The sequence below is a fragment of the Sphingomonas sp. P3_C5 genome, from assembly GCF_056402635.1.
The window spans coordinates 85,306-105,264 of the sequence record NZ_JBFUHA010000005.1 but is presented as its reverse complement, the minus strand read 5'-3'; the positions used below and the strand labels follow the sequence as shown (position 1 = coordinate 105,264).

Genomic DNA, 19,959 nt, shown 5'->3' with positions numbered 1-19,959 from the left:
CCCGAAGAAATCCCCCGTTAGATCGCCCTAGCGCCGCCTCGTTACAACCGCCAGCTTGACGCCCGCCGCCCGCCACAGCAAACCGCCGCGCATGTCAGAGACCGAAGCCCCGCCCGAACCCGCGACCGCCAGCGGCACGACTCAAGCGGCCACAAAGCCGCCTTCCGAGATACTCAGCACGCTCCGCTTCCTCGTCACACTGGCTGTGGTCGTGCTGATCTTCCGCAGTTTCCTCCTGTCGCCCTTCAGCATTCCATCGCAATCAATGCTGCCGCGGCTTTATATCGGCGACTATCTGTTCATTTCGAAATGGAATTACGGCTTTTCGCGCTGGTCGCTGCCGTTCGGCCCGCCACTGATCCCGGGGCGGATCTTCGGGCGCGACCCGACACGCGGCGATGTCGTGGTGTTCCGGGGGCCGCCGGGGGAAGACCATGATGTCATCAAGCGCGTCATCGGCCTGCCCGGCGACATGATCCAGGTGCGCCATGGCCAGGTGATTCTGAACGGCGTGGCGATCCCGAAGCAGCGGGTCGCTGATTTCACGATTCCGATCACCCCGAATTATCCGGCCGATCGTGAGTGCCCCACGCAGTTCCAGGATGCGGACGCCAAGGGCGAACCGATCTGCCGCTATCAGCAGTTCCGCGAGACGCTGCCGAACGGCAAGACCTATATGGTGCTCGATCGCGGCGAGTTTGCTGACCGTGACGATACCGGCATCTATTCGGTGCCGGCCGGCCACGTCTTCGTGATGGGCGACAATCGCGACGACAGCGGCGACAGCCGCTTCCCGGCCCCCGCCGACGCGCTGCCGGGGCAAGCGAGCGGCATGGGTTATGTCCCGATGGACCGGATCGAAGGCAAGGCAGTCGTCTCCTTCTTCTCGACCGACGGCACGGCAAACTGGTTCCTGCCCTGGACCTGGTTCACCGCAGCGCGCTGGAAAAGGATCGGAGAAGGCTTTTGAGCAGCCCGCTCGGCGCCTGGATCAAGAAGACGTTCGGCCATGCGCCGAGCGACCTCGCCAGCTTCGAGCGCGCGCTGACCCATGGCAGCCAGGCGGCGGCGAATTACGAACGGCTCGAATTCCTGGGTGACCGCGTGCTCGGCCTGGTGATGGCCGAATGGCTGTTCGAGGTGTTTCCGGGCGAACCCGAGGGCGCCCTGTCGAAGCGCCTCAATGCGCTGGTGACGGGCGCGGTCTGCGCCGATGTCGCGCGCGGGCTCGAGATCGGCGCGCAGCTCAGGCTGGGTAAACAGGCCCGCGACGACGGAGCGGCCGACAGCGACAATGTGCTGGGTGATGTGATGGAGGCGCTGATCGGCGCGCTGTATCTCGATGCCGGGCTGGACGTCGCGCGCACCGCGATCCGCAAGGCGTGGGGCGGTCGAGTGGTGACGCATTCGATCGCGCCGCAACATCCGAAATCGGCGCTGCAGGAATGGGCCGCCGCGCATAATCGCCGCACCCCGGCCTATGAGGTCATCGAGCGTTCCGGGCCGCACCACGCACCGCGCTTCACCGTGAAAGCCTCGATCGGCGCGCTCGCCGAGGCGGTAGCGGAGGGGAGTTCGAAGCAGGAGGCGGAGACCGCGGCAGCGGCGGCATTGCTGGAAAAGCTGGAAAGCGTGCCGGCGCGATAGGGCGCGAGCCCCTCGGGGTGGGCACTTTGTTGGATAATTTCGGTAGACTGTATGGGAACCGCCCCACACCGTTCGCCGTTCTAATCAAGTGATTGATAAACCAGCATAATATCAAAATCGGCCCGGCGCAGTGCGCCGGGCCCGAGGTTGTGCCGTTCGCTAGGGAGCATCGGCGTAAAGCGGTATAATTCCTATCTCATCGATAGGATATAAACTGTTGCTTGGCATGGTGACAGGCGGGCTTGGGCGCACGCCCTATCGAGCGCACAAACAAAGACCGCGCGCCCTTCTCAGGACACGCGGTCTCCCGGTGCGTCGACGCCGCTTGGGGGGAGCGTCGATGCCGGCTGGGCGTCAGCGCGTTACCGCGCCAGCGCTTTACTTTGCGGTTGCGTTCGAAGCGGTGTCGATCGCGGTCGCATTTTCCACAACGGTTGCGTTGTCGACAGTGCTGGTGTTGAGCGTCTCTTCCGTGACGTTGCCTTCCAGCGGCGTCTCGGTGTTCAGCACTTCGGTGCCGTTGGACGAATTGTCGACGGGCGGCGTCGGCTTGCAAGCGGCGAGGCTGAGAGCTGCAACGGCAACCGTCGAAAGGATCATGAGCTTCTTCATAGGACTATCTCCTGGTAATTTCAGATCGAGCCCCGGACGCGCCCCATTAGCTCGCCCTCTCCCGACCTGATCAGCGTCCGCCATCTTTATGCCGCAATCCCCATCGATTTAATAGGAGAAAATTAAACTGGCCGAATTTTTGTCGCAGCGCGGGCTGACATCGATTTCGACAAAGCCGGCGCAAGGCGTATAGCAGCCTCGCTTCCCCATTCGACGCGGGCCAGTCCCGGGTCGTTGATCACCTGATTGAGGTTTCTCATGACTGACACCCAAACCCATTGCGGCCTTGTCGCCGTCGTCGGCGCGCCCAATGCGGGCAAATCCACGCTCGTCAACGCGCTGGTCGGCCAGAAGGTCGCGATCGTCAGCCCCAAGGCCCAGACCACCCGGGCGCGGCTGATGGGCGTGGCGATCGAGGGCGGTACCCAGTTGTTGCTGGTCGATACGCCCGGCATTTTCGAGCCCAAGCGCCGGCTCGACCGGGCGATGGTCTCGGCCGCCTGGGGCGGGACCGAGGGCGCTGACGTGATCGCGCTGGTGGTCGACGCCAAGGGCGGGCTCGGACCGAAGGTGATACCGATCGCCGAATCGATCGCCAACCGCCGCGAGCCCAAATATCTGATCCTCAACAAGGTCGATCTCGCCGACAAGGCGAAGCTGCTGCTCCATGCCGAGCGGCTGAACGGGATCGTCGACTTCGCCGAGACCTTCTTCATCAGCGCGACGACCGGCGATGGGCTGGCCGAACTCAAGACTGCGTTCGCCAAGGCAATGCCCGAGGGGCCGTGGCATTATCCCGAGGACCAGGTCTCCGATGCGACCGAGCGCAGCCTCGCCTCCGAGGTGACGCGCGAGCAGCTTTACCTGCAGCTCCATGCCGAGCTGCCCTATGCGAGCGCGATCGAGACCGAGCAGTATAAGGAACGCGAGGACGGGTCGGTCGAGATCCGCCAGCAAATTCTCGTCGAACGCCCGACCCAGCGCGCCATCGTGCTCGGCAAGGGCGGTGCGCGGATCAAGGAGATCGGTGCGCGGGCACGAGCCGAGCTGAGCGCGATCATGGGCAAGCCTGTGCATCTGTATCTGCACGTGAAGGTGAAGCCCGGCTGGGATGACGAGCGGGACATCTACCGGGAGATGGGGCTCGACTGGGTGGAGTGAGCCGGTTTCCTTCTTGATCCTCCCCGGCACGGGGAGGGGGACCGCCCGCTTCTTCAGCGGGTGGTGGAGGGGCTTGGAGCGCGGCACGGTTGCCTCGCTCCAAGCCCCTCCACCATTCGCCGGAAGTGGCGAATGGTCCCCCTCCCCGTTCCGGGGAGGAACTAAGGAGGAATTAAGGAAGGAGGAGCCCCTCGACCCAATCCGGCACCAGTTCGCTTGCCGGGCCAAGCCGCGTTTCCGCGAAATAGGCGCTGCCGGCCGAAGGCTCGAGGTTCATTTCGAGCGTTTGCGCGCCGTGGTAGCGGGCGGTCTGGACGAAGCCCGCCGCCGGATACACCGCGCCTGAGGTGCCGATCGACACGAACAGATCGGCCTCGGCCAGAGCAGCTTCGATCCGATCCATCGCATAGGGCATCTCGCCGAAGAACACGATGTCGGGCCTGAGTGTGGGCTCGCTGCATGCCGGGCATGGCGTCCGCGGCGGCATCGCGCCCGACCAGCTCGACCGCGCGCCGCATGCCGCACACAAGGCCGAGTTCAGCTCGCCGTGCATGTGCAGCAAGCGTTTCGCCCCGGCGCGCTCGTGCAGATCGTCGACATTCTGGGTGACGATCAGCAGCTCGCCCGGCCATTCGGCATCGAGCCTCGCAAGCGCGCGGTGCGCCGCGTTGGGCTCGACCGTCGCGAGCGCGGCGCGGCGTGCGTCATAGAAGCGGTGCACCAGATCGGGATCATCCGCGAGTGCCTTGGGCGTGCAGACATCCTCGACGCGGTGCCCTTCCCACAGGCCGCCCGGCCCGCGAAAGGTTGCGAGGCCGCTTTCGGCGGAGACGCCGGCGCCGGTGAGGATCACGATGTTGCGAGGCTTGGTCATGCCGTGTTTTTAGGCGAGCATGACCACGGGCGCTACCGCCAAGCCTTTATGATCCGACCGGCCGCGCTTCACGGTTCGATCGGCACGACATAGCTGTTGACCCCGGTCGTGCCCGAGACCGCGTAGATGCCCATCAGGCTATTCTCGTAGATGCTGTTGCCGGTGGTGATCTCCGAACCCTGATAGCTGAAGGAAACCCAGGTCGCGTCGCTGAACGAGCCGTCCGGATTGACCTCGATCGAGGCAAACAAGGCGGGCGAGCCGGTCGAGCCCCCCGCCAGGTTGAAGCCCTTGGGCGTGGCGACAATGCCTTCGAAATGGGTGACGAGCTGCGGCTGATCGAGATAGGAGTAGAGCTTCATATTGCTGAACTTGCGGGTCTCTGAATCATAGTCGATCACCAGGCCCTTATTTACGCCGTGCCCGTCGCAGGTTCCGCCGACGATCGTGAAATGCGTGCTGCCGATGCCATTCTGCCAGATCCCATAGGCAGTGGTCAGGGTGCAGCCTGGGATGTCGAACAGGGTCCATTGCTTCGTATGGATATGATAGACAAAGGCATTGGCAGACAGGCGCACGCCGAGCAGATCGTAATTGCCGACCACCAGATCGCCCATGGTGCTGTGCGGGATGGTGTTCCACACCGTTTCCCCGCCAACCTCGCTGCTCGGCACGTCGAGCTGCGACCAGCCTCCGCCACCCTGGGGCGACCCCTCATAGACCATGCCGCAATTCCGGACGTCGCCGCTTCCGTCATATTGGTAGCTGCCGACTGCGCGGATATTTCCCTCGCCAAGGCCTGGATTGAATATGAAGGTGTCCGGTCCATAGAAGGTCGAGGTCGTCGCCGTCCGCCCCAAGATGCCGGGCGTCAGAGTATAAATGCCGGCGCTGTCGGTCGGCGAAAGCGGGCCGAGATAGATCATCGCGGTGACCGGATCGATTGCCGCGTTGGACCCGGTCAGCACCACATCGGAGCCGGTCCAGCCGCGCACTCCGGTGACGAGTTGATTAGGACCCAAGATGGTCGTGCCTGTGGTCATGACATGTCTCCCCCCGAGCCAGCCCGTGGCGCACCATGCCCACGGCCCATGGCAACGCCATTCCCCCCGGCAAGCCGGAGAAAAGAGGATAGATTTGCCGTGCAACTCGGTATTGGCTTTTTTACCGCCCGCTCACTCGGTGCGAAAGCGCAACAATATCCAGAGTCACTATGATCGACGCCATGACGCCCGATATCCACATGCCCGAACCGGGCCCAAGCGCGGCCGGCGAGGCTCGCCGACCTGGGCCTCTGTCCTATCGCATTGCATTGTGGCATCTGCCCGCCAACGGCTTGAATATGGATTCGGGGCGTGATCCAGAATGGCGAAAATCGCTCGAGTCCCCGGAGAGGAAGCGCATGACCAAAATCGGAATCATCGGCAGCGCGGGCCGGATGGGCCAGGCGCTCGGTGCCGTGCTTGACGATCTGGGTGCCAGCCTTGCCGGTGGAATCGATGCCGGCGGCGATCCGGCGGCCCTTGCCGAGGCGGCGGATGTGCTGGTCGATTTCTCGGCGCCGTCGGCGCTCGAGACCAATCTTGCCGCTGCTGTCGCCAAGGGCACGCCGATCCTGATCGGCACCACCGGCCTCTCACCGACGCACCATGCTCTGATCGACTCGGCCGCGACGAAGGTCGCAGTGCTGCAGACCGGCAATGTCTCGCTTGGCGTTACCCTGCTCGCACGCCTCGTGCGCGAGGCGGCGGCGCGGCTGAACAGCGACTGGGATATCGAGATCGTCGAGATGCACCATCGCCACAAGGTCGATGCGCCGTCCGGCACTGCGCTGCTGCTCGGCGAGGCGGCAGCGGCCGGGCGCGGCGTGCCGCTTGCCGAGGTGAAGGTCGCCGACCGCTCCGGACTCACCGGAGCGCGGGCTGAAGGGACGATCGGCTTTGCGTCGCTGCGCGGCGGATCGGTTGCCGGCGACCACCAGGTCATCTTCGCAGGCACGGGCGAGCGGATCGAGATCGGCCACCGCGCCGAGGACCGTGCGATCTTCGCGAAGGGAGCAATTACCGCCGCGCTCTGGCTCGCGGACAAGCCGGCGGGGCGCTACCAGATGGGCGACGTATTGGGCCTTTAAGAAGGTATCGGGATTTTGAAGAAGGCGGATATCGTCGAATTCTACGCGCGGCTCGCGGCGGACAATCCGCATCCCGAGACCGAGCTCAGTTACACCAATCCCTATACCCTGCTGGTCGCGGTGGCGCTGTCGGCACAGTCGACCGATATCGGCGTCAACAAGGCGACGCGACGGTTGTTCGAGGACGTCGATACGCCCGAAAAGATGGTCGCGCTGGGCGAGGAGGGGTTGAAGCAGCACATCAAGACGATCGGGCTGTTCAACACCAAGGCGAAGAATGTCATCGCCCTCTCCGAAAAGCTGATCGCCGATTATGGCGGCGAGGTGCCGGCGAACCGCGACGCGCTCGAGACACTGCCGGGCGTGGGGCGCAAAACCGCCAATGTGGTGATGAACACAGCGTTCGGCGCCGAGACCTTCGCGGTCGACACCCATATCTTCCGGGTCTGCAACCGCACCGGGCTGGCGCCGGGCAAGACGGTGCTGGCGGTCGAACTGAAGCTCGACAAGGCGACGCCCCAGCCATTCCGCCTCCATGCCCATCACTGGCTGATTTTGCATGGCCGCTATGTCTGCAAGGCACGGACGCCGGAATGCTGGCGCTGCATCGTTCACGACCTTTGTGCGTTCAAACCCAAGACGCCCCCACCCAAGACGGGAGCGCCCAAGACGCGCGCCGCGCCATAGCCCAGGAAGACCAAGCCATGCGCATGATCCTGACCGCTCTCGCCATTGCCGCCGTCGCCGCGCCCGGCGGCGCGCGCGACCGCAACCAGGTCCCGGAGGCGACACCCGTCGGCAAGCCGGAAAGCTGCATCCGCACCATCTCGATCCGCCAGACCCATGTCCGCAGCGACAGCGTGATCGATTTCGACATGGGCGGCGGCAAGATCTATCGCAACACGCTCCCTTATGCCTGCCCGCAGCTCGGGTTCGAGGAGAAGTTTCTCTACAAGACGTCAACCGGCGAACTGTGTTCGGTCGACACCATCACCGTTCTGACTGACCCGCCGGTCGGGCACGGCGCGACCTGCGGCCTCGGGCAGTTTCAACCGGTGAAGCTCGTCAAGCATTGACGGTACGATCGAAACGGCTGGCGTAGCGCCGCGGCCTTTGCTAGGCGCTTGCCACCTAAGCACCCGTAGCTCAGCTGGATAGAGCGCTGCCCTCCGAAGGCAGAGGCCACAGGTTCGAATCCTGTCGGGTGCGCCATTTTCAAAAATCGCGGCGTTGACGGCAAGCGGCGGCGGAATGCGGCCTGGCGTAGCGTTCCCAGCAATAGACCTTGGCTGTCGGACCTCCCGGTCAGCCGCGTCGCTCCAGAGTTGCGACATTCTATCGTCGGAATGCGAACCCTGAAATGGTCCAAGAGGAAATGGGAAAAGTCGCCATTGGAGAATATACCGCGTGCATGAAGCGACGACGAAATAGGATGTCAGCGCCAAACAGATTTGGTGAGACGCTTTGCGGGAGGTCTGAAGCCGGCAATGAATCAATCCTCTGACTACAGCCGGGAGGCCGGGGGAGCGGCGCTGGCCGCGCGCTTGCGGCGTCTGTCGGAGCGGATCGATCGCGACGCAACGCGGATCTACGCCGCGCATAGCATCCGGTTCGAGCAGCGCTGGTACGGCCTGCTCAACCAGCTGATCCTAAACGGCCCGATGTCGATCGGCGAAATCGCACAAGCCCTCCGCATCACCCATGTCTCGGTCAGCCAGGCGAGCCGCTCGCTTGAAACCGAAGGCATCATCACTTCCGCCGCTTCGCCGGCCGATGCCCGCCGTCGGCAGCTCAGTCTGACGGGGAAAGGCGAAGAACTCGTCGCGCAACTCGCTTCCTTATGGCTCGCGTTCAGCGATGCCGCCGAGGAATTGAATACGGAGGCGGGGGATGTTGTCCGAGTGTTGGACAGGCTCGACGATGCATTGGAGCAGAAATCCCTGTTCGATCGGATCGCCGAGAAGGCCGGCATCACGGCGCAGGTGAGTGAGGACGATTGACACTTATGTAGGTACCTACATAATAGAGGAATGCGACGTCGCGACCTGCTCTCCGCCGGCGGTATGACCTCGATTTGGGCGACAGCCCATGCTCGAGGGCGAGCGCGTGCGGCCGGGCCGGCGATCACGGTGCCCGAGCCCGATTTCATAGGGTCGCTGCCCGATTTGTTGGTTTTCCGCGCCGTCACCGGCCGCGAGCATCGCGTATTCTTGTGGGCATGATCGTCAAACGCCTTCCGCTACGGGTGATCGTCGCGGCGGCGCTCGCAACGGCACTGACTGGCGCGGCGCCGAGCGTGCCGCCATGGGGCTTCGATCTCGCCGGCATGGACGGATCGATCCACCCTGGCGACGATTTCGCCCGTTTCAGCGGCGGCGAATGGATGCGAACGACAGCGATCCCACCCGACCGCAGCGCCTGGGGGCCATTCGCGATGCTCCGCGCCAACGCAGAGGCGGACGTCAAGGCGATCGTCGACGATATCGCCGGCCGGCCGCAGCGCGCTGGCTCGATCGAGCGGAAGATCGCCGATACCTATAACGCCTATCTCGATGCCGAAGCTATCGAAGCGGCGGAACTGAAGCCAGTCACCGCGGACCTCGCCGCGATCTGGTCCGCGCGGTCGCACGCTGACGTTGCGCGACTGATGGGGCGGCCCGAACTGGGCGTCGCCGGCCCGGTGTCGCCAACCCCCTGGCCCGATGCGGCCAACCCAGACCGCTATGCGATCAACATTGTCCAGTCCGGGCTCAGCCTACCCGATCGAGACTATTATCTGAAGGACGATGCGCGATCGATCGAGGTGCGCGTCAAGTTCCGAACCTATGTCGCGGCGATGCTGGCGCGGGGCCGTTATGCGAACACGGACGCTGCCGCCAACGCGGTCCTGGCGCTGGAAACGGCGATGGCGCGACTGCAGTGGACGCGGGAGCGGCGCGGTGACCGCGACCTGACCTATCACCCCAAATCGCGCGCCGAGCTGAAGGCGTTCGCGCCCGACTATCCCTGGGAGGCAATGCTCGACGCACTCGGTGTTCCCGGTCAGGACGTCTTCGTAGTGAAGGAGGATAGCGCGATCCGCGACCTCGCACGGCTGTTTCACGCCACTCCGGTCGGGACGTGGCGCGCTTATATGACGTTCCATTATCTTAACGGCATGGCCGACATCTTGCCGGCGGCGTTCGACGACCTGTCGTTCGACTTTAACAGCCGCGTTCTCGGCGGCCAGCTTCAGAAGCGCGAACGGTGGAAGCGCGCCACGACCACACTCAATTCGGCGCTCGGTGAGGCGGTCGGCCAGCTCTATATCGAGCACCACTTCACGCACGCGGCTAAGGTGCAGATCACCACGCTGGTCGAGAATCTGCGCACCGCCTACCGGACCCGGATCGAGCAGCTCGACTGGATGTCGGCCGATACCAAGCAAGCGGCGCTGGCCAAGCTTGCGGGCATGCGGGTGAAAGTCGGCTATCCCGATCGCTGGCGAGACTATTCTACGCTCGAGGTTCGTGCGCATGATCCCGTCGGCAACCGAAAGCGTGCCATCCTGTGGGATTGGAGGCGGCGGATTGCGCGCCTCAGTCAGCCGACCGACCGCGACGAGTGGGGCATGACTCCGCAAAACGTCAACGCTTACTCGAACAGCTTTTTCAACGAGATCGTTTTCCCCGCCGCGATCCTCCAACCGCCTTATTTTGATCCCGACGCGGATCCGGCAGTGAACTATGGCGGTATTGGTGGGGTTATCGGCCACGAGATGGCCCACGCCTTCGACGATCAGGGCGCCAAGACCGACGCGCGCGGTGCTCAGCGCAACTGGTGGGCCGAAGCGGATGTCGCGCGCTTCAAGGCGCTGACAGCGCGGCTAGCGGAGCAGTATTCGCGATACCAGCCTCTGCCGGGCCATCAGGTGAACGGGCAAATGACGCTCGGCGAGAACATCGGCGACCTTAGCGGGCTTAACATCGCGCTCGAAGCCTATCACGTGTCGCTGCACGGAGTCGCTGCACCCGTTCTGAACGGCTTCACCGGCAACCAGCGTTTCTTCCTGTCATGGGCGCAAACCTATCGCGAAAATATCCGCGATGAGGCGCTACTTGCCAACCTCGCGTCCGATCCGCACAGCCCGGCGACATTCCGGGTGAATGGCGTCGTCCGCAATATGGACGCCTGGTATACGGCGTTCGACGTCAAACCGGGCGATCGGCTCTATCTTGATCCGAAGGATCGCGTGCGAATCTGGTAGGCGTGAGCGTCATCACAAGGGACTGAAACAGGCGTCGTTCGTCTCGTTGAATGCCGAACAAGGACTGGCCGGGGATCGCTTTCAGAAAAGGCGGGTAGGGCATGGCAGGCACGGCACCAACAACCATCGATGCCTATCTGGAGCGCAAATCCGGGAGCGCATCTCCGCCGCCGCCCCGGATTCTGTGGAGGGGATCAAATACGGGATGCCGACGGCGACGCTGAAGGGAAAGAACATCCTCTATTATGCGGCCTGGAGGGCGCATGTGGGGCTTTATCCAATCTATCGTGGCCCGCCCGACTTCGAGGCTGCCCTGGCACCGTATCGCGACAAGAAGGATACGGTGCGCTTCGCTCCGGATCAGCCCCTGCCATGCGAGATCATCGATCTGATCCTGAACACGCGCGTCGCGATGATGCGAGGAGAGGCGGCCGCGGGCGAGGGTTGAGGATGGCGGTCAGTATTGCGGGTTAAGGTTGAGTGCGAGACGCTCATGCCAGTCACCCTCACCCTTCCCGTGCTTCGCACGGGCCCCTTCCCTCTCCCGCTGGGAGAGGGAGAGGGAGAGGGAGAAGTAGCCTCCCCCTGAACCATCACGCCGCCACGTCCAGCCGGATCGCGGCGCCGGGGAAGTCGCTTTCGGCGACCTGTTCGATTGAGCGTTCGATGCCGCGGGTCAGTCCGGCCGGAATCTCGACGTTGAAGCCGCGGGCCAGCAGGCCCTCGATTGCCCAGCGCACGCAATAGTCGGCGGCGACGCCGATCACCGCGACGTCCGTTACGCCGCTCGCCTTGAGCTCGGTGAAGAACCGGTCGCGTTCGACGCCCTCGCCCGCACCCGCGACCTGGACGCCGGATTCCGCCCACATGTCGAACACGTTTTTTTCGAGCCGATAGGTCGGGATGGCCGGATCGATCGTGGCTGCGTCGAGCATATTGTTCCAGCCCGGGGTGCCGCGAACACAATGGATGGGGAACTGTTCCGCCTCGGCCGAGCCTGGATAGGTTTCGGCGGAATGCGTGTCGAAGGTGAAGAGGATGCCTGCCGTCTCTTCGGGCCGGAGCGCCGCCAGCCAGGCCTGCATCGGCGTGACCAGCGCCTCAGCGCCACTGACCGGCAGGGCGCCGTCCGCCAGCATGAAATCGGCCTGGGTATCCACGATGATGATGAAACGCTGCATGACACATCTCCAATCTGTGATTTGACATATACGCATTCCGTATATAAGTAAAGTGCATCTTGCATATAAGGTCGATGATGAGCGACGAGAGCTTCCTTCGCGATTATGATCCAGCCGCGTTCGATCGTCCCTCAGTGACGGTCGATCTCGTGCTGCTCGGGATGCGCGAAGGCAAGCTCTCGGCGCTGCTGATGCACCGCGATCAGCCTCCGCAGGCGGGGTGTTGGGCGCTGCCCGGGGGCTTCGTTGCGATGGACGAAAGCCTCGACGCCGCAGCGTCGCGCGTGCTCCGCGACAAGGCGGGGATCAAAGAGGCGCATCTCGAACAGCTCTACAGTTTCGGCGCGGTCGATCGCGATCCGCGGATGCGGGTGATCACCGTCGCCTATCTGGGGTTGTTGCGAGAGGATCAGCTGGCGTCCGCGATCCATGGCGGGCTGGTGCGTGCCGCGACGCTGGCCGGCGCACTGCTCAAGGCGATCGGCGATACGGGCACGCCGCTGCCGCTGGCGTTCGATCATCAGCGGATATTGGCGCTCGCCCGTGATCGGCTGCGCGGCAAGATCGACTATTCGGACATTGCCTTTGCCCTGCTCCCCGAACAGTTCACTCTGCGCGCGCTTCAGGATGTGCATGAGGCGGTGCTGGGCGTCCCGCTCAACAAGTCCGGTTTTCGCCGGCGGATGCTCGATAGCGGCCGGCTGGTCGCGACCCGGACGCGCGAAGAGAATGCCTCGCACCGCCCCGCCGAACTTTTCCGTCTGCGCGACGCGGACTGAACCGCCCTCACCTCCTGGAGCCACTCATGGTCTATACCGACATTGCCACCCGCACCTATGATCATGGCTGGCGCCTCGACCCGATCGTGCGGAGCCTGCTCGACACGGATTTCTACAAGCTGCTGATGTTGCAGCTGATCTGGCGGCTCCACCGCGACACGCATGCGACCTTCGCGCTGATCAACCGGACCCGCTCTGTGCGCTTGGCCGAGGTGATCGACGAAGGCGAGCTGCGCGCCCAGCTGGACCATGCGCGGAGCCTGCGCTTTACCAAGAAGGAGCTGATCTGGCTCGCCGGCAACAGCTTCTACGGCGAGGCGCGGATGTTCGAGCCGGCTTTCCTCGCCTGGCTGAAGGATTTCCAGCTGCCGGAATATGAGCTGCGCACCGTGGACGGGCAGTTCGAGCTCCACTTCGCCGGGCCCTGGACTGATACGACGATGTGGGAGATCCCGGCGCTCTCGATCATCAACGAGCTGCGCGCGCGGGCGGCGATGCGCGGCAAGGGGCGGTTTGCGCTCGATATCCTCTATGCGCGCGCCAAGGCGAAGATGTGGGGTAAGGTCGAGAGGCTGCGCGAGCTGCCCGACCTCGTCCTCTCCGATTTCGGGACGCGGCGCCGGCACGGTTTCCTGTGGCAGCGCTGGTGCGTCGAGGCAGTGAAGGAAGGGCTGGGAAGCCGCTTCATCGGCACGTCCAATGTGCTGCTGGCGATGGACAGCGACCTCGAGGCGATCGGCACCAACGCTCATGAGCTGCCGATGGTGACCGCGGCGCTGGCCGAGGACGATGCCGCGCTCGCAACCGCGCCCTACCGCGTGCTGGACGACTGGCGGCACACCTATGGCGGCAATCTGCTGATCGCCCTGCCCGACGCGTTCGGGACGACTGCCTTTCTGCACGACGCGCCTGACTGGGTCGCCGACTGGACCGGCTTCCGACCCGACAGCGCACCGCCGATCTCGGGCGGCGAGCAGATCATCGCCTGGTGGCAGGCCCATGGGCGTGATCCGCGCAGCAAGCTGCTGATCTTCTCCGACGGGATGGACGTGGATTCGATCGAGGCGACCTATCGCCATTTCGACGGGCGGGTGCGCACCAGCTTTGGCTGGGGCACCAATCTGACGAACGATTTCCGCGGCTGCGACCCAGACGGCGATGCCGGCCTCGCGCCGATCTCGCTCGTCTGCAAGGTGATCAGCGCCAATGGCAGGCCGGCGGTGAAGCTATCCGACAATCTGGAGAAAGCGACCGGGGAACCGGCGGAGATTGCGCGCTATCTGCGGGTGTTCGGCGGTGCGGATCGTGGGGCGCAGCCTGTTACGGTTTAGCGTTGCGGTCAGGTCGCGGACTCATGAGCGGGATAGTGGAGGTGGTGGTAGCTGCCGTGGCTGGCGGTTTGGCCGGCCGACATATGGTAGCAGCTCGGTCAACGACTCCACGGCCACCAACGTTTTTTGTCCTCCGGCTCGGGAATGCTCGCCTCTGCTGGATCAGCCTTGTCATATGAAAAGTCTATTTTGAATTTGAGATCATCATCCTCACGCCACCAATGAAGATAAGCTTCTTTCCAGACATCTCCCACATTCCGCATGCGCACGTAAAGCTCGTCGATCTGGTCGCGCAGCGCTTCGCTTATCGCCCCTTTTTCGGGACTGTCATCGCTCTTCAGTTGATACGTGATGCGCGTGCCATCGCACTGAATTGAAAGCATGGCCCTATGCCAAGATGCTGGGGAACACTTGACCGTTTCGCCGGCGAGACGGCTAATTACATCTGTGTAGCCATCGAGCTTTGCGCTCATACCGCCCTCTTCTATTGTAGCGAAAACGCACCCGTTGTGATTGTGACGAGAGACCGAACTGACCGCAAGTGGGGCGACTGCCGACCGGCTGTTTCGGACGGGCCCCGTTATCCGGCGGCACGGAAACGGCGACAGCTGATGTTTAGCTGCCATTCGCTCAGCGGGATTGTAGGCGCCGCAACTGAGACATAATCGCAGCGCTCATCGGCGCTTTCATGTTGATCGCCAGCGCTGTTCCGACCTCTGGCACATCGTAGGTGAGATGAACTTCGAGGCGATCGTCCGTTGGCAGGCTTATCGAACTCAACCCGCCATAGCGGCCGAAGAGTTGATCCTTCACCTCGACATAGTGGTCATGGCCGAAGAAATCGCCTTCCGCTTCACTACCGGCGTCCGGCGCGGAGATGATAAGGTATTCGGGCGCCGAGCCACTCAGGTCGAAGGCGATCTGGACCACTCCGTCCTCGAGGGATAAAATCTGCGCCGCGCTATGCACTTCCATCTGACCACCTCATCGCAGCGATCTTACGGTTGATCGTTGTACGACCGCAACTGCTCCGGTGAAGTCGATTACTCGCCATTAACGGAGGTGCCATAAGCCATAGGCCCAAAAGGAAATTTCGATATGTCTCGCATGATAGTCGCCATAGGTTTTTGGGGGCTTGCTATCTACGTTGCTGCGTCGAAATTTGCGTTATCCATAGCCGTCCCGCTGGCAATTCTTCTCGCTGCTGTCGGGTTGAAGTTCCTGGCTGCGGGCATGCCGATCTGGGTATTCCTGACCTTTGTGGGCGTGTTGTGGTTTGGCGCCGCTCTCGGATTCGCAGTTGATGGCGTCAAGGCGATGATGCGCGATCAGCACGACGAAGCCAGCCTCAAGTGGACCACAAGCATATCGCTCGTGGGCGTCGCGCTCACCTTCATCGTCGCGATACACTCGTCGCAAAGCAGCTTGCACGCTATTCAGCGCGATCTGTCGTATTATCGCGGCAGCGCCAGTGCCGGCGGGAAGGCAAGCGATTGAGCACCAGCCCTTGCGCCCGCTTGCCGCTTCCATCGGCATCGGGTTCGCTATTGGCCTGCTGGCGGTGGACGACGACCATCTTCAGTGAAGTGGTTGCTGGTAACCTTTCCGGTGGGCGCGTGGATGGCTGCCTTGCGTTCGGCGATGAGGCTTTCCGAAGCCGCCGTTGTTTGATCGCCAGATCATGGCATATGCAGTCGTAAATCCGACCCAGGGACTTTCGATGACAATGCTCGCATCTGCGGCGTCCGCAATCCGGTACGATCAGCTCCATTTGTCGCCGATCGCGCTCGATCTGGGGTTCTTTCAGGTGCGCTGGTACGCGCTCAGCTATGTCGCCATGATTATCCTCGGTTGGTGGTATCTCACAAAGCTGATTGGCCGGCCCGGTGCACCGATGGCCAAACGTCATGTCGACGATATCGTCTTCTACGCTTTTCTGGGGATTATTCTCGGCGGCCGGCTGGGTTACTGCCTGTTCTACCGCCCGGAGATCTGGCGTCATCCGATCGACGTCCTCAAGCTCTGGCAAGGCGGCATGTCGCTCCATGGCGGCTTCCTCGGTGTCATTTTCGCCCTGTGGCTGTTCACGCGCCGCCATGGCCTTTCGATGCTCAGGGTGTGCGATTATTTCGCCTGCGCGACACCTATCGGCCTGATCCTGGTGCGGCTTGCCAATTTCGTGAACGGTGAGCTTTGGGGCCGGCCCAGCTCGCTGCCTTGGGCGATAATCTTCCCCGGCACCCAAGACGGCATTCCGCGCCACCCGAGCCAGCTGTATGAGGCGCTGTTCGAGGGCGTGCTGACGATGATCGTCCTCGTCTACCTGTTCTGGCGAACCAACGCGAGGTTGCGCCCCGGTCGCCTGGTCGGCACGGGACTTGTCATATACGGGACCGCGCGCTTCCTGATCGAATTCGTGCGTCAGCCCGATGCGGGACTGGAGCATCTATGGTGGGGCCTGACGATGGGGCAGACGCTCAGTACGCCGATGATCGTGGTCGGCATCTGGCTCCTTGTGCTATCGGGCCGATCGGCAGGCTCCAAAGTTCGGGAGACGGATGACCGCTTGAAGGCGCGGCAGTCGGCTGATGGCGTGACCTGAACCGGGCGCTGGCCGTCATCCTCCATTTATCGGTTCACGGCCTGGTAAGTCGCGGTTCGGCTTTCGCACTCGCCAGACCGGGAGGTTCAGCCGAAGACGGTGCCGTCCATCAGCTTGCGTGCGGTGCGCAGCAGGGCCGCGGTCGCGACCTCGCCCTTCTCGTTCAGTTCGAGGACGCAGCTCATTTCGCCGGTGGGGTGCTCGACCGACAGCGTCTTGCGCGCGCGCTCGGGGATCTCCGCGACATCGGCCGCGGGCGAACCGGGGACGAGGCAGGCCGTGGCGACGCTGACCGCGCCGAGCACGCCGATCGTTGCATGGGCACGGTGCGGGATGAAGCTGCGGACCGTCACCGCGCCGCCATGCATTGGCGGGGCGACGAGCATCATCTTGGGGACGGATTTTTCAGTCACGTCGCCGAGGTTCATCATGGGGCCGGCCTTGAGGCGGATCGCCTCGATGCGGGCCTTGAGATCCGTCGCGGCATCGAGCGTGTCGCGATCCTCGTAACCGGTTGCGCCGACATCGGCTGCCTTGAACACCACGCAGGGCATGCCGTTGTCGATCAGGGTGCAGGCGACGCCTTCGATCATGTCGGCGGCATTGCCGGTCGGCAGCAGCGCGCCGCAGGACGAGCCGGCGGTATCGCGGAATTCGAGCGGGATCGGGGCGGCGGTGCCGGGCACGCCGTCGATCCGGGCATCGCCCTGATAGGTGGGCACGCCGCCGGGGGTCTGCACGGTCGCGACCGCGATCTGGCTGGTGTTCACCATGAAGATCGCGACCCTGGTCTCGTCGCCAGTCGCGGCGAACAGTCCGCGCTCAATGGCGAAGGGGCCGACGCCGGCGAGCATGTTGCCGCAATTCTGCGCGTCCGTGACGATCGGCTGATCGACGAAGACCTGGAGGAAGAGATAGTCGATATCGACGCCTGGGCGCGACGATTTCGAGACGACCGCCACTTTGGAGGTGAGTGGGTCGGCGCCGCCCATGCCGTCGATCTGGCGCGGATCGGGCGAGCCCATGACGCGGAGGAGGAAGGCGTCGCGCTCGGCTGTGTCGGTGGGGAGGTCTTCGGCGAGAAAGAAGGCGCCCTTCGAGGTGCCGCCGCGCATCCACATGCAGGGGGCGGATGTCATGATGGTTGCCTTGCGGAGCGCCCTCGTGGATTCACACCCAGCGTTGCTACGCGGAAATCCTTCTCCCCCTGTGGGAGAAGGAGGGAGGAGCGAAGCGACGGAAGGATGAGGGGGAGTGAGGTTCGGGACGTCATCATCGAGAGTCCCCCTCACCCTTCCCGTGCTTCGCACGGGCCCCTTCCCTCTCCCACAAGGGGAGAGGGAGAAGACTCGCGGCGCGCTGGGTGAATCCCCTAGCCGACTGCGTGAGGGAGGATTGGAAGGGGCTATTCATAGGTTAGGCCCAGTTCGGCGAGCTTGCCGCGCATGTCGTAGATGTCGAGGCCGAGTTCGCCGGCGGCGAGGCGCTGGCGTTTCGATTCCTCGTTGGCCTCGCGGGCCTGTGCCTTTGCGAGGACCGAGGCCGCGTCGCAGCGCTTGACGACGCAGACGCCGTCATCGTCCGCCACAATGACATCGCCGGGCTCGATCGCGGCGCCGGCGCAGACGATCGGCACGTTGACCGAACCGAGCGTCGCCTTGACCGTGCCTTGCGCGAACACGGCCTTCGACCAGACCGGGAAGCCCATCGCCGTGAGATCGCGCACATCGCGCACGCCGGCATCGATCACCAGCCCGCGACAGCCGCGCGCGATCGCCGAGGTCGCGAGCAGATCGCCGAAATAGCCGTCTTCGCAGGGGCTGGTCGGCGCGAGGACGAGGATGTCGCCCTGCTTCAATTGCTCGATCGCGACATGGATCATCCAGTTGTCGCCCGGCGGGGCCGAGATCGTGACTGCCGAACCGGCGATCCGCGCGCCGGGATAGATCGGCCTGAGCCGGCTGGCGAGCAGGCCGATGCGACCTTGCGCCTCGTGCACCGTGGCGACTCCGGCCCCGGCGAGGCCGTCGATCACCGCCGGATCGGCGCGCTGGATGTTGGTGACGACCTTGGCCATGACGATCTCCTTTGCAGGGTGCGTGCGCGTAGCGGCGGCGCGCTCGCAATTCGGAATTGCGCGCGGCCAATAAGTTTTCTCTATACGTCGGCGCAATGATAGCCCCGTTCGATCTCAACCTGCGCCATTTGCGCGCGCTTTCCGCGATCGTCGCACGAGGGAGCATGAGCGCCGCGGCCGAGGTGGTCAGCCTCTCGCAGCCGGCGCTCACCCAGGGGTTGGCGAAGCTGGAGGGACAATTGGGCGCGGCCTTGTTCGACCGGCGCGCCGACGGGATGCTGCCAACCGAGGCGGGACGGGCGCTGGCGTCGCGGGCTGAAGCTGCGTTCGCGCATCTCGCAGGCGCGGTGCGCGGCGGCGGACGTGGCTTTGCCCGGCCAGACCGGCTGATGACGGCCACGCAGTTGCGCGCCTTTCTCGCGCTCGCGGATGCCGGGAGCTTTGTCGGCGCCGGGCTGGCGACCGACCTGTCGCAACCGGCGATCCACCGCGCCGTTCGCGACCTGGAGCAGGTGTGCGGCGCGGTGCTGGTCGAGCGGCGCGGGCGCGGGATCGGGCTGAGCGAGGCCGGGCGGCGGCTCGCGCGCGGTATCAGGCTGGCGAGTGCCGAGATCGCGGCGGGCATTGTCGAGGTCGCGGCCGAGCCGGGCGGAAGCGGCACGATCGCGGTGGGGGCGATGCCGCTTTCCCGGGCGGTGCTGTTGCCGCGTGCGATTGCCCGGATCGCGGCCCAGGCACCGCGCGCGCGGTTCGATATCGTCGAAGGATCGTGGCGCGAGCTGGTCGAGCCGCTGCGCGACGGTGCGATCGACATGATGATCGGGGCGCTGCGCGAGACGCCGCCGCCCGACCTCGCGCAGGCGCCGCTGCTCGACGACCGGCTGGTGATCGTCGGCCGTGCGGGCCATCCGCTGGCGGGAAGCGCCATGCCGCCGCGCGAGGCGTTGCTGCACTTTCCCTGGATCGTCGGACGCGCCGGCGCACCAGTGCGCAGCCTGTGGCGGGGGCTGTTTGCGGATAGCGCGCCGCCAGCCGCGCCGATCGAGTGCGGATCGGTGATGGTGATCCGGGGCGTGCTGCGGGAGAGCGATTTCCTCACGTTGCTCTCGCCCGACCAGGTCGCGCTCGAGATCGACAGCGGCGTGCTGGCTACGGTGGGGCCCATTCTTGCCTCAAGCGGGCGGGTGATCGGCGTGACGACGCGGGCCGGATGGCGCCCGACTGAGCTGCAGACGCGGTTCCTCGAAGCGCTGACCGAAATCGCCGCCGAGATCACGACTCAGGATTTCGAATAGCGCCGCCGCCTTTCCGATTAGAT

Annotated in this window: 22 protein-coding genes and 1 tRNA gene; 15 read left to right on the top strand and 8 right to left on the bottom strand. The window is 64.2% G+C overall.

All coding sequences use genetic code 11. The features are described 5' to 3' along the window. The first annotated feature begins 91 nt into the window (after positions 1-91). Together lepB and rnc are read left to right on the top strand one after the other, a co-directional pair. Positions 92-970 (top strand): signal peptidase I, encoded by an 879-nt coding sequence (gene lepB / locus AC1DVS_RS13900; protein WP_478023949.1) that lies wholly within the window; start codon positions 92-94, stop codon positions 968-970. After that, positions 967-1,647: a ribonuclease III gene (gene rnc, locus AC1DVS_RS13895; RefSeq protein WP_478023947.1), complete on the top strand. Its 681-nt coding sequence runs from the start codon at positions 967-969 to the stop codon at positions 1,645-1,647. The genes lepB and rnc overlap by 4 nt, the downstream gene beginning before the upstream one ends. 378 nt (positions 1,648-2,025) lie before the next feature. Here rnc and AC1DVS_RS13890 read toward each other — a convergent pair whose 3' ends face one another. Next, positions 2,026-2,259 carry a hypothetical protein gene (locus AC1DVS_RS13890; RefSeq protein WP_478023945.1) on the bottom strand — a complete coding sequence of 78 codons (234 nt, stop codon included), beginning with the start codon at positions 2,257-2,259 and terminating at the stop codon, positions 2,026-2,028. 258 nt (positions 2,260-2,517) lie between these two features. Between AC1DVS_RS13890 and era the strand changes: the two genes are divergently transcribed. Continuing rightward, positions 2,518-3,420 carry a GTPase Era gene (gene era / locus AC1DVS_RS13885; protein ID WP_478023943.1) on the top strand — a complete coding sequence of 301 codons (903 nt, stop codon included), beginning with the start codon at positions 2,518-2,520 and terminating at the stop codon, positions 3,418-3,420. Between the two features lie 172 nt (positions 3,421-3,592). Here era and AC1DVS_RS13880 read toward each other — a convergent pair whose 3' ends face one another. Next, entirely contained in the window at positions 3,593-4,294 is a 702-nt protein-coding gene (locus AC1DVS_RS13880) for an NAD-dependent deacylase (protein WP_478023941.1), read from the bottom strand. A 68-nt stretch (positions 4,295-4,362) separates the two neighbouring features. Next, entirely contained in the window at positions 4,363-5,337 is a 975-nt protein-coding gene (locus tag AC1DVS_RS13875; protein ID WP_478023939.1) for a hypothetical protein, read from the bottom strand. A 359-nt stretch (positions 5,338-5,696) separates the two neighbouring features. Between AC1DVS_RS13875 and dapB the strand changes: the two genes are divergently transcribed. The 7 genes from dapB to AC1DVS_RS13840 all read left to right on the top strand — a co-directional run bounded on the left by dapB (position 5,697) and on the right by AC1DVS_RS13840 (position 11,119). After that, entirely contained in the window at positions 5,697-6,425 is a 729-nt protein-coding gene (gene dapB, locus AC1DVS_RS13870) for a 4-hydroxy-tetrahydrodipicolinate reductase (protein ID WP_478023937.1), read from the top strand. A 15-nt stretch (positions 6,426-6,440) separates the two neighbouring features. Beyond that, positions 6,441-7,112, top strand: coding sequence for an endonuclease III (nth, locus tag AC1DVS_RS13865; RefSeq protein WP_478023936.1), 672 nt, complete (start codon positions 6,441-6,443; stop codon positions 7,110-7,112). A gap of 17 nt (positions 7,113-7,129) precedes the next feature. Then, entirely contained in the window at positions 7,130-7,501 is a 372-nt protein-coding gene (locus AC1DVS_RS13860) for a hypothetical protein (RefSeq protein ID WP_478023934.1), read from the top strand. Positions 7,502-7,560: 59 nt separating this feature from the next. Further along, positions 7,561-7,637 (top strand) — tRNA-Arg (locus AC1DVS_RS13855). A gap of 275 nt (positions 7,638-7,912) precedes the next feature. Then, positions 7,913-8,425: a MarR family winged helix-turn-helix transcriptional regulator gene (locus tag AC1DVS_RS13850; RefSeq protein ID WP_478023932.1), complete on the top strand. Its 513-nt coding sequence runs from the start codon at positions 7,913-7,915 to the stop codon at positions 8,423-8,425. Between the two features lie 218 nt (positions 8,426-8,643). After that, a complete protein-coding gene (locus tag AC1DVS_RS13845; RefSeq protein ID WP_478023930.1) occupies positions 8,644-10,671 on the top strand; it encodes a M13 family metallopeptidase in 2,028 nt (675 codons plus the stop codon). Beyond that, positions 10,640-11,119, top strand: coding sequence for an iron chaperone (locus tag AC1DVS_RS13840; RefSeq protein WP_478023928.1), 480 nt, complete (start codon positions 10,640-10,642; stop codon positions 11,117-11,119). The genes AC1DVS_RS13845 and AC1DVS_RS13840 overlap by 32 nt, the downstream gene beginning before the upstream one ends. Positions 11,120-11,264: 145 nt before the next feature. On the opposite strand, the gene AC1DVS_RS13835 is transcribed toward AC1DVS_RS13840, so the two are convergent. Next, positions 11,265-11,852, bottom strand: coding sequence for a cysteine hydrolase family protein (locus AC1DVS_RS13835; protein ID WP_478023926.1), 588 nt, complete (start codon positions 11,850-11,852; stop codon positions 11,265-11,267). Between the two features lie 77 nt (positions 11,853-11,929). On the opposite strand from AC1DVS_RS13835, the gene AC1DVS_RS13830 reads away from it, so the two are divergent. Both AC1DVS_RS13830 and pncB read left to right on the top strand, forming a co-directional pair. After that, positions 11,930-12,631 carry an NUDIX hydrolase gene (locus tag AC1DVS_RS13830; protein WP_478023924.1) on the top strand — a complete coding sequence of 234 codons (702 nt, stop codon included), beginning with the start codon at positions 11,930-11,932 and terminating at the stop codon, positions 12,629-12,631. Between the two features lie 26 nt (positions 12,632-12,657). After that, the gene (gene pncB / locus AC1DVS_RS13825; RefSeq protein WP_478023922.1) at positions 12,658-13,962 is read left to right on the top strand and encodes a nicotinate phosphoribosyltransferase; all 1,305 of its coding nucleotides are present in this window, start codon (positions 12,658-12,660) and stop codon (positions 13,960-13,962) included. Positions 13,963-14,060: 98 nt separating this feature from the next. Here the strand turns inward: pncB and AC1DVS_RS13820 are convergent, their stop codons facing one another. Continuing rightward, complete coding sequence (locus AC1DVS_RS13820; protein ID WP_478023920.1) at positions 14,061-14,435, bottom strand: hypothetical protein; 375 nt, start codon at positions 14,433-14,435, stop codon at positions 14,061-14,063. A 157-nt stretch (positions 14,436-14,592) separates the two neighbouring features. Further along, positions 14,593-14,937: a hypothetical protein gene (locus AC1DVS_RS13815; RefSeq protein ID WP_478023918.1), complete on the bottom strand. Its 345-nt coding sequence runs from the start codon at positions 14,935-14,937 to the stop codon at positions 14,593-14,595. 123 nt (positions 14,938-15,060) lie between these two features. On the opposite strand from AC1DVS_RS13815, the gene AC1DVS_RS13810 reads away from it, so the two are divergent. Continuing rightward, positions 15,061-15,459, top strand: a complete 399-nt coding sequence (locus AC1DVS_RS13810) for a hypothetical protein (protein WP_478023916.1) — start codon at positions 15,061-15,063, stop codon at positions 15,457-15,459. A gap of 223 nt (positions 15,460-15,682) precedes the next feature. Then, the gene (lgt, locus tag AC1DVS_RS13805) at positions 15,683-16,564 is read left to right on the top strand and encodes a prolipoprotein diacylglyceryl transferase (RefSeq protein WP_478023904.1); all 882 of its coding nucleotides are present in this window, start codon (positions 15,683-15,685) and stop codon (positions 16,562-16,564) included. A gap of 86 nt (positions 16,565-16,650) precedes the next feature. On the opposite strand, the gene AC1DVS_RS13800 is transcribed toward lgt, so the two are convergent. Next, positions 16,651-17,703, bottom strand: a complete 1,053-nt coding sequence (locus AC1DVS_RS13800) for a 4-oxalomesaconate tautomerase (RefSeq protein WP_478023903.1) — start codon at positions 17,701-17,703, stop codon at positions 16,651-16,653. A 266-nt stretch (positions 17,704-17,969) separates the two neighbouring features. Further along, positions 17,970-18,641: a 4-carboxy-4-hydroxy-2-oxoadipate aldolase/oxaloacetate decarboxylase gene (locus AC1DVS_RS13795; RefSeq protein WP_478023901.1), complete on the bottom strand. Its 672-nt coding sequence runs from the start codon at positions 18,639-18,641 to the stop codon at positions 17,970-17,972. 95 nt (positions 18,642-18,736) lie between these two features. Here AC1DVS_RS13795 and AC1DVS_RS13790 point away from each other — a divergent pair, with 95 nt between their 5' ends. Further along, positions 18,737-19,936, top strand: a complete 1,200-nt coding sequence (locus tag AC1DVS_RS13790; RefSeq protein WP_478023899.1) for a LysR family transcriptional regulator — start codon at positions 18,737-18,739, stop codon at positions 19,934-19,936. Positions 19,937-19,959: the final 23 nt, after the last annotated feature.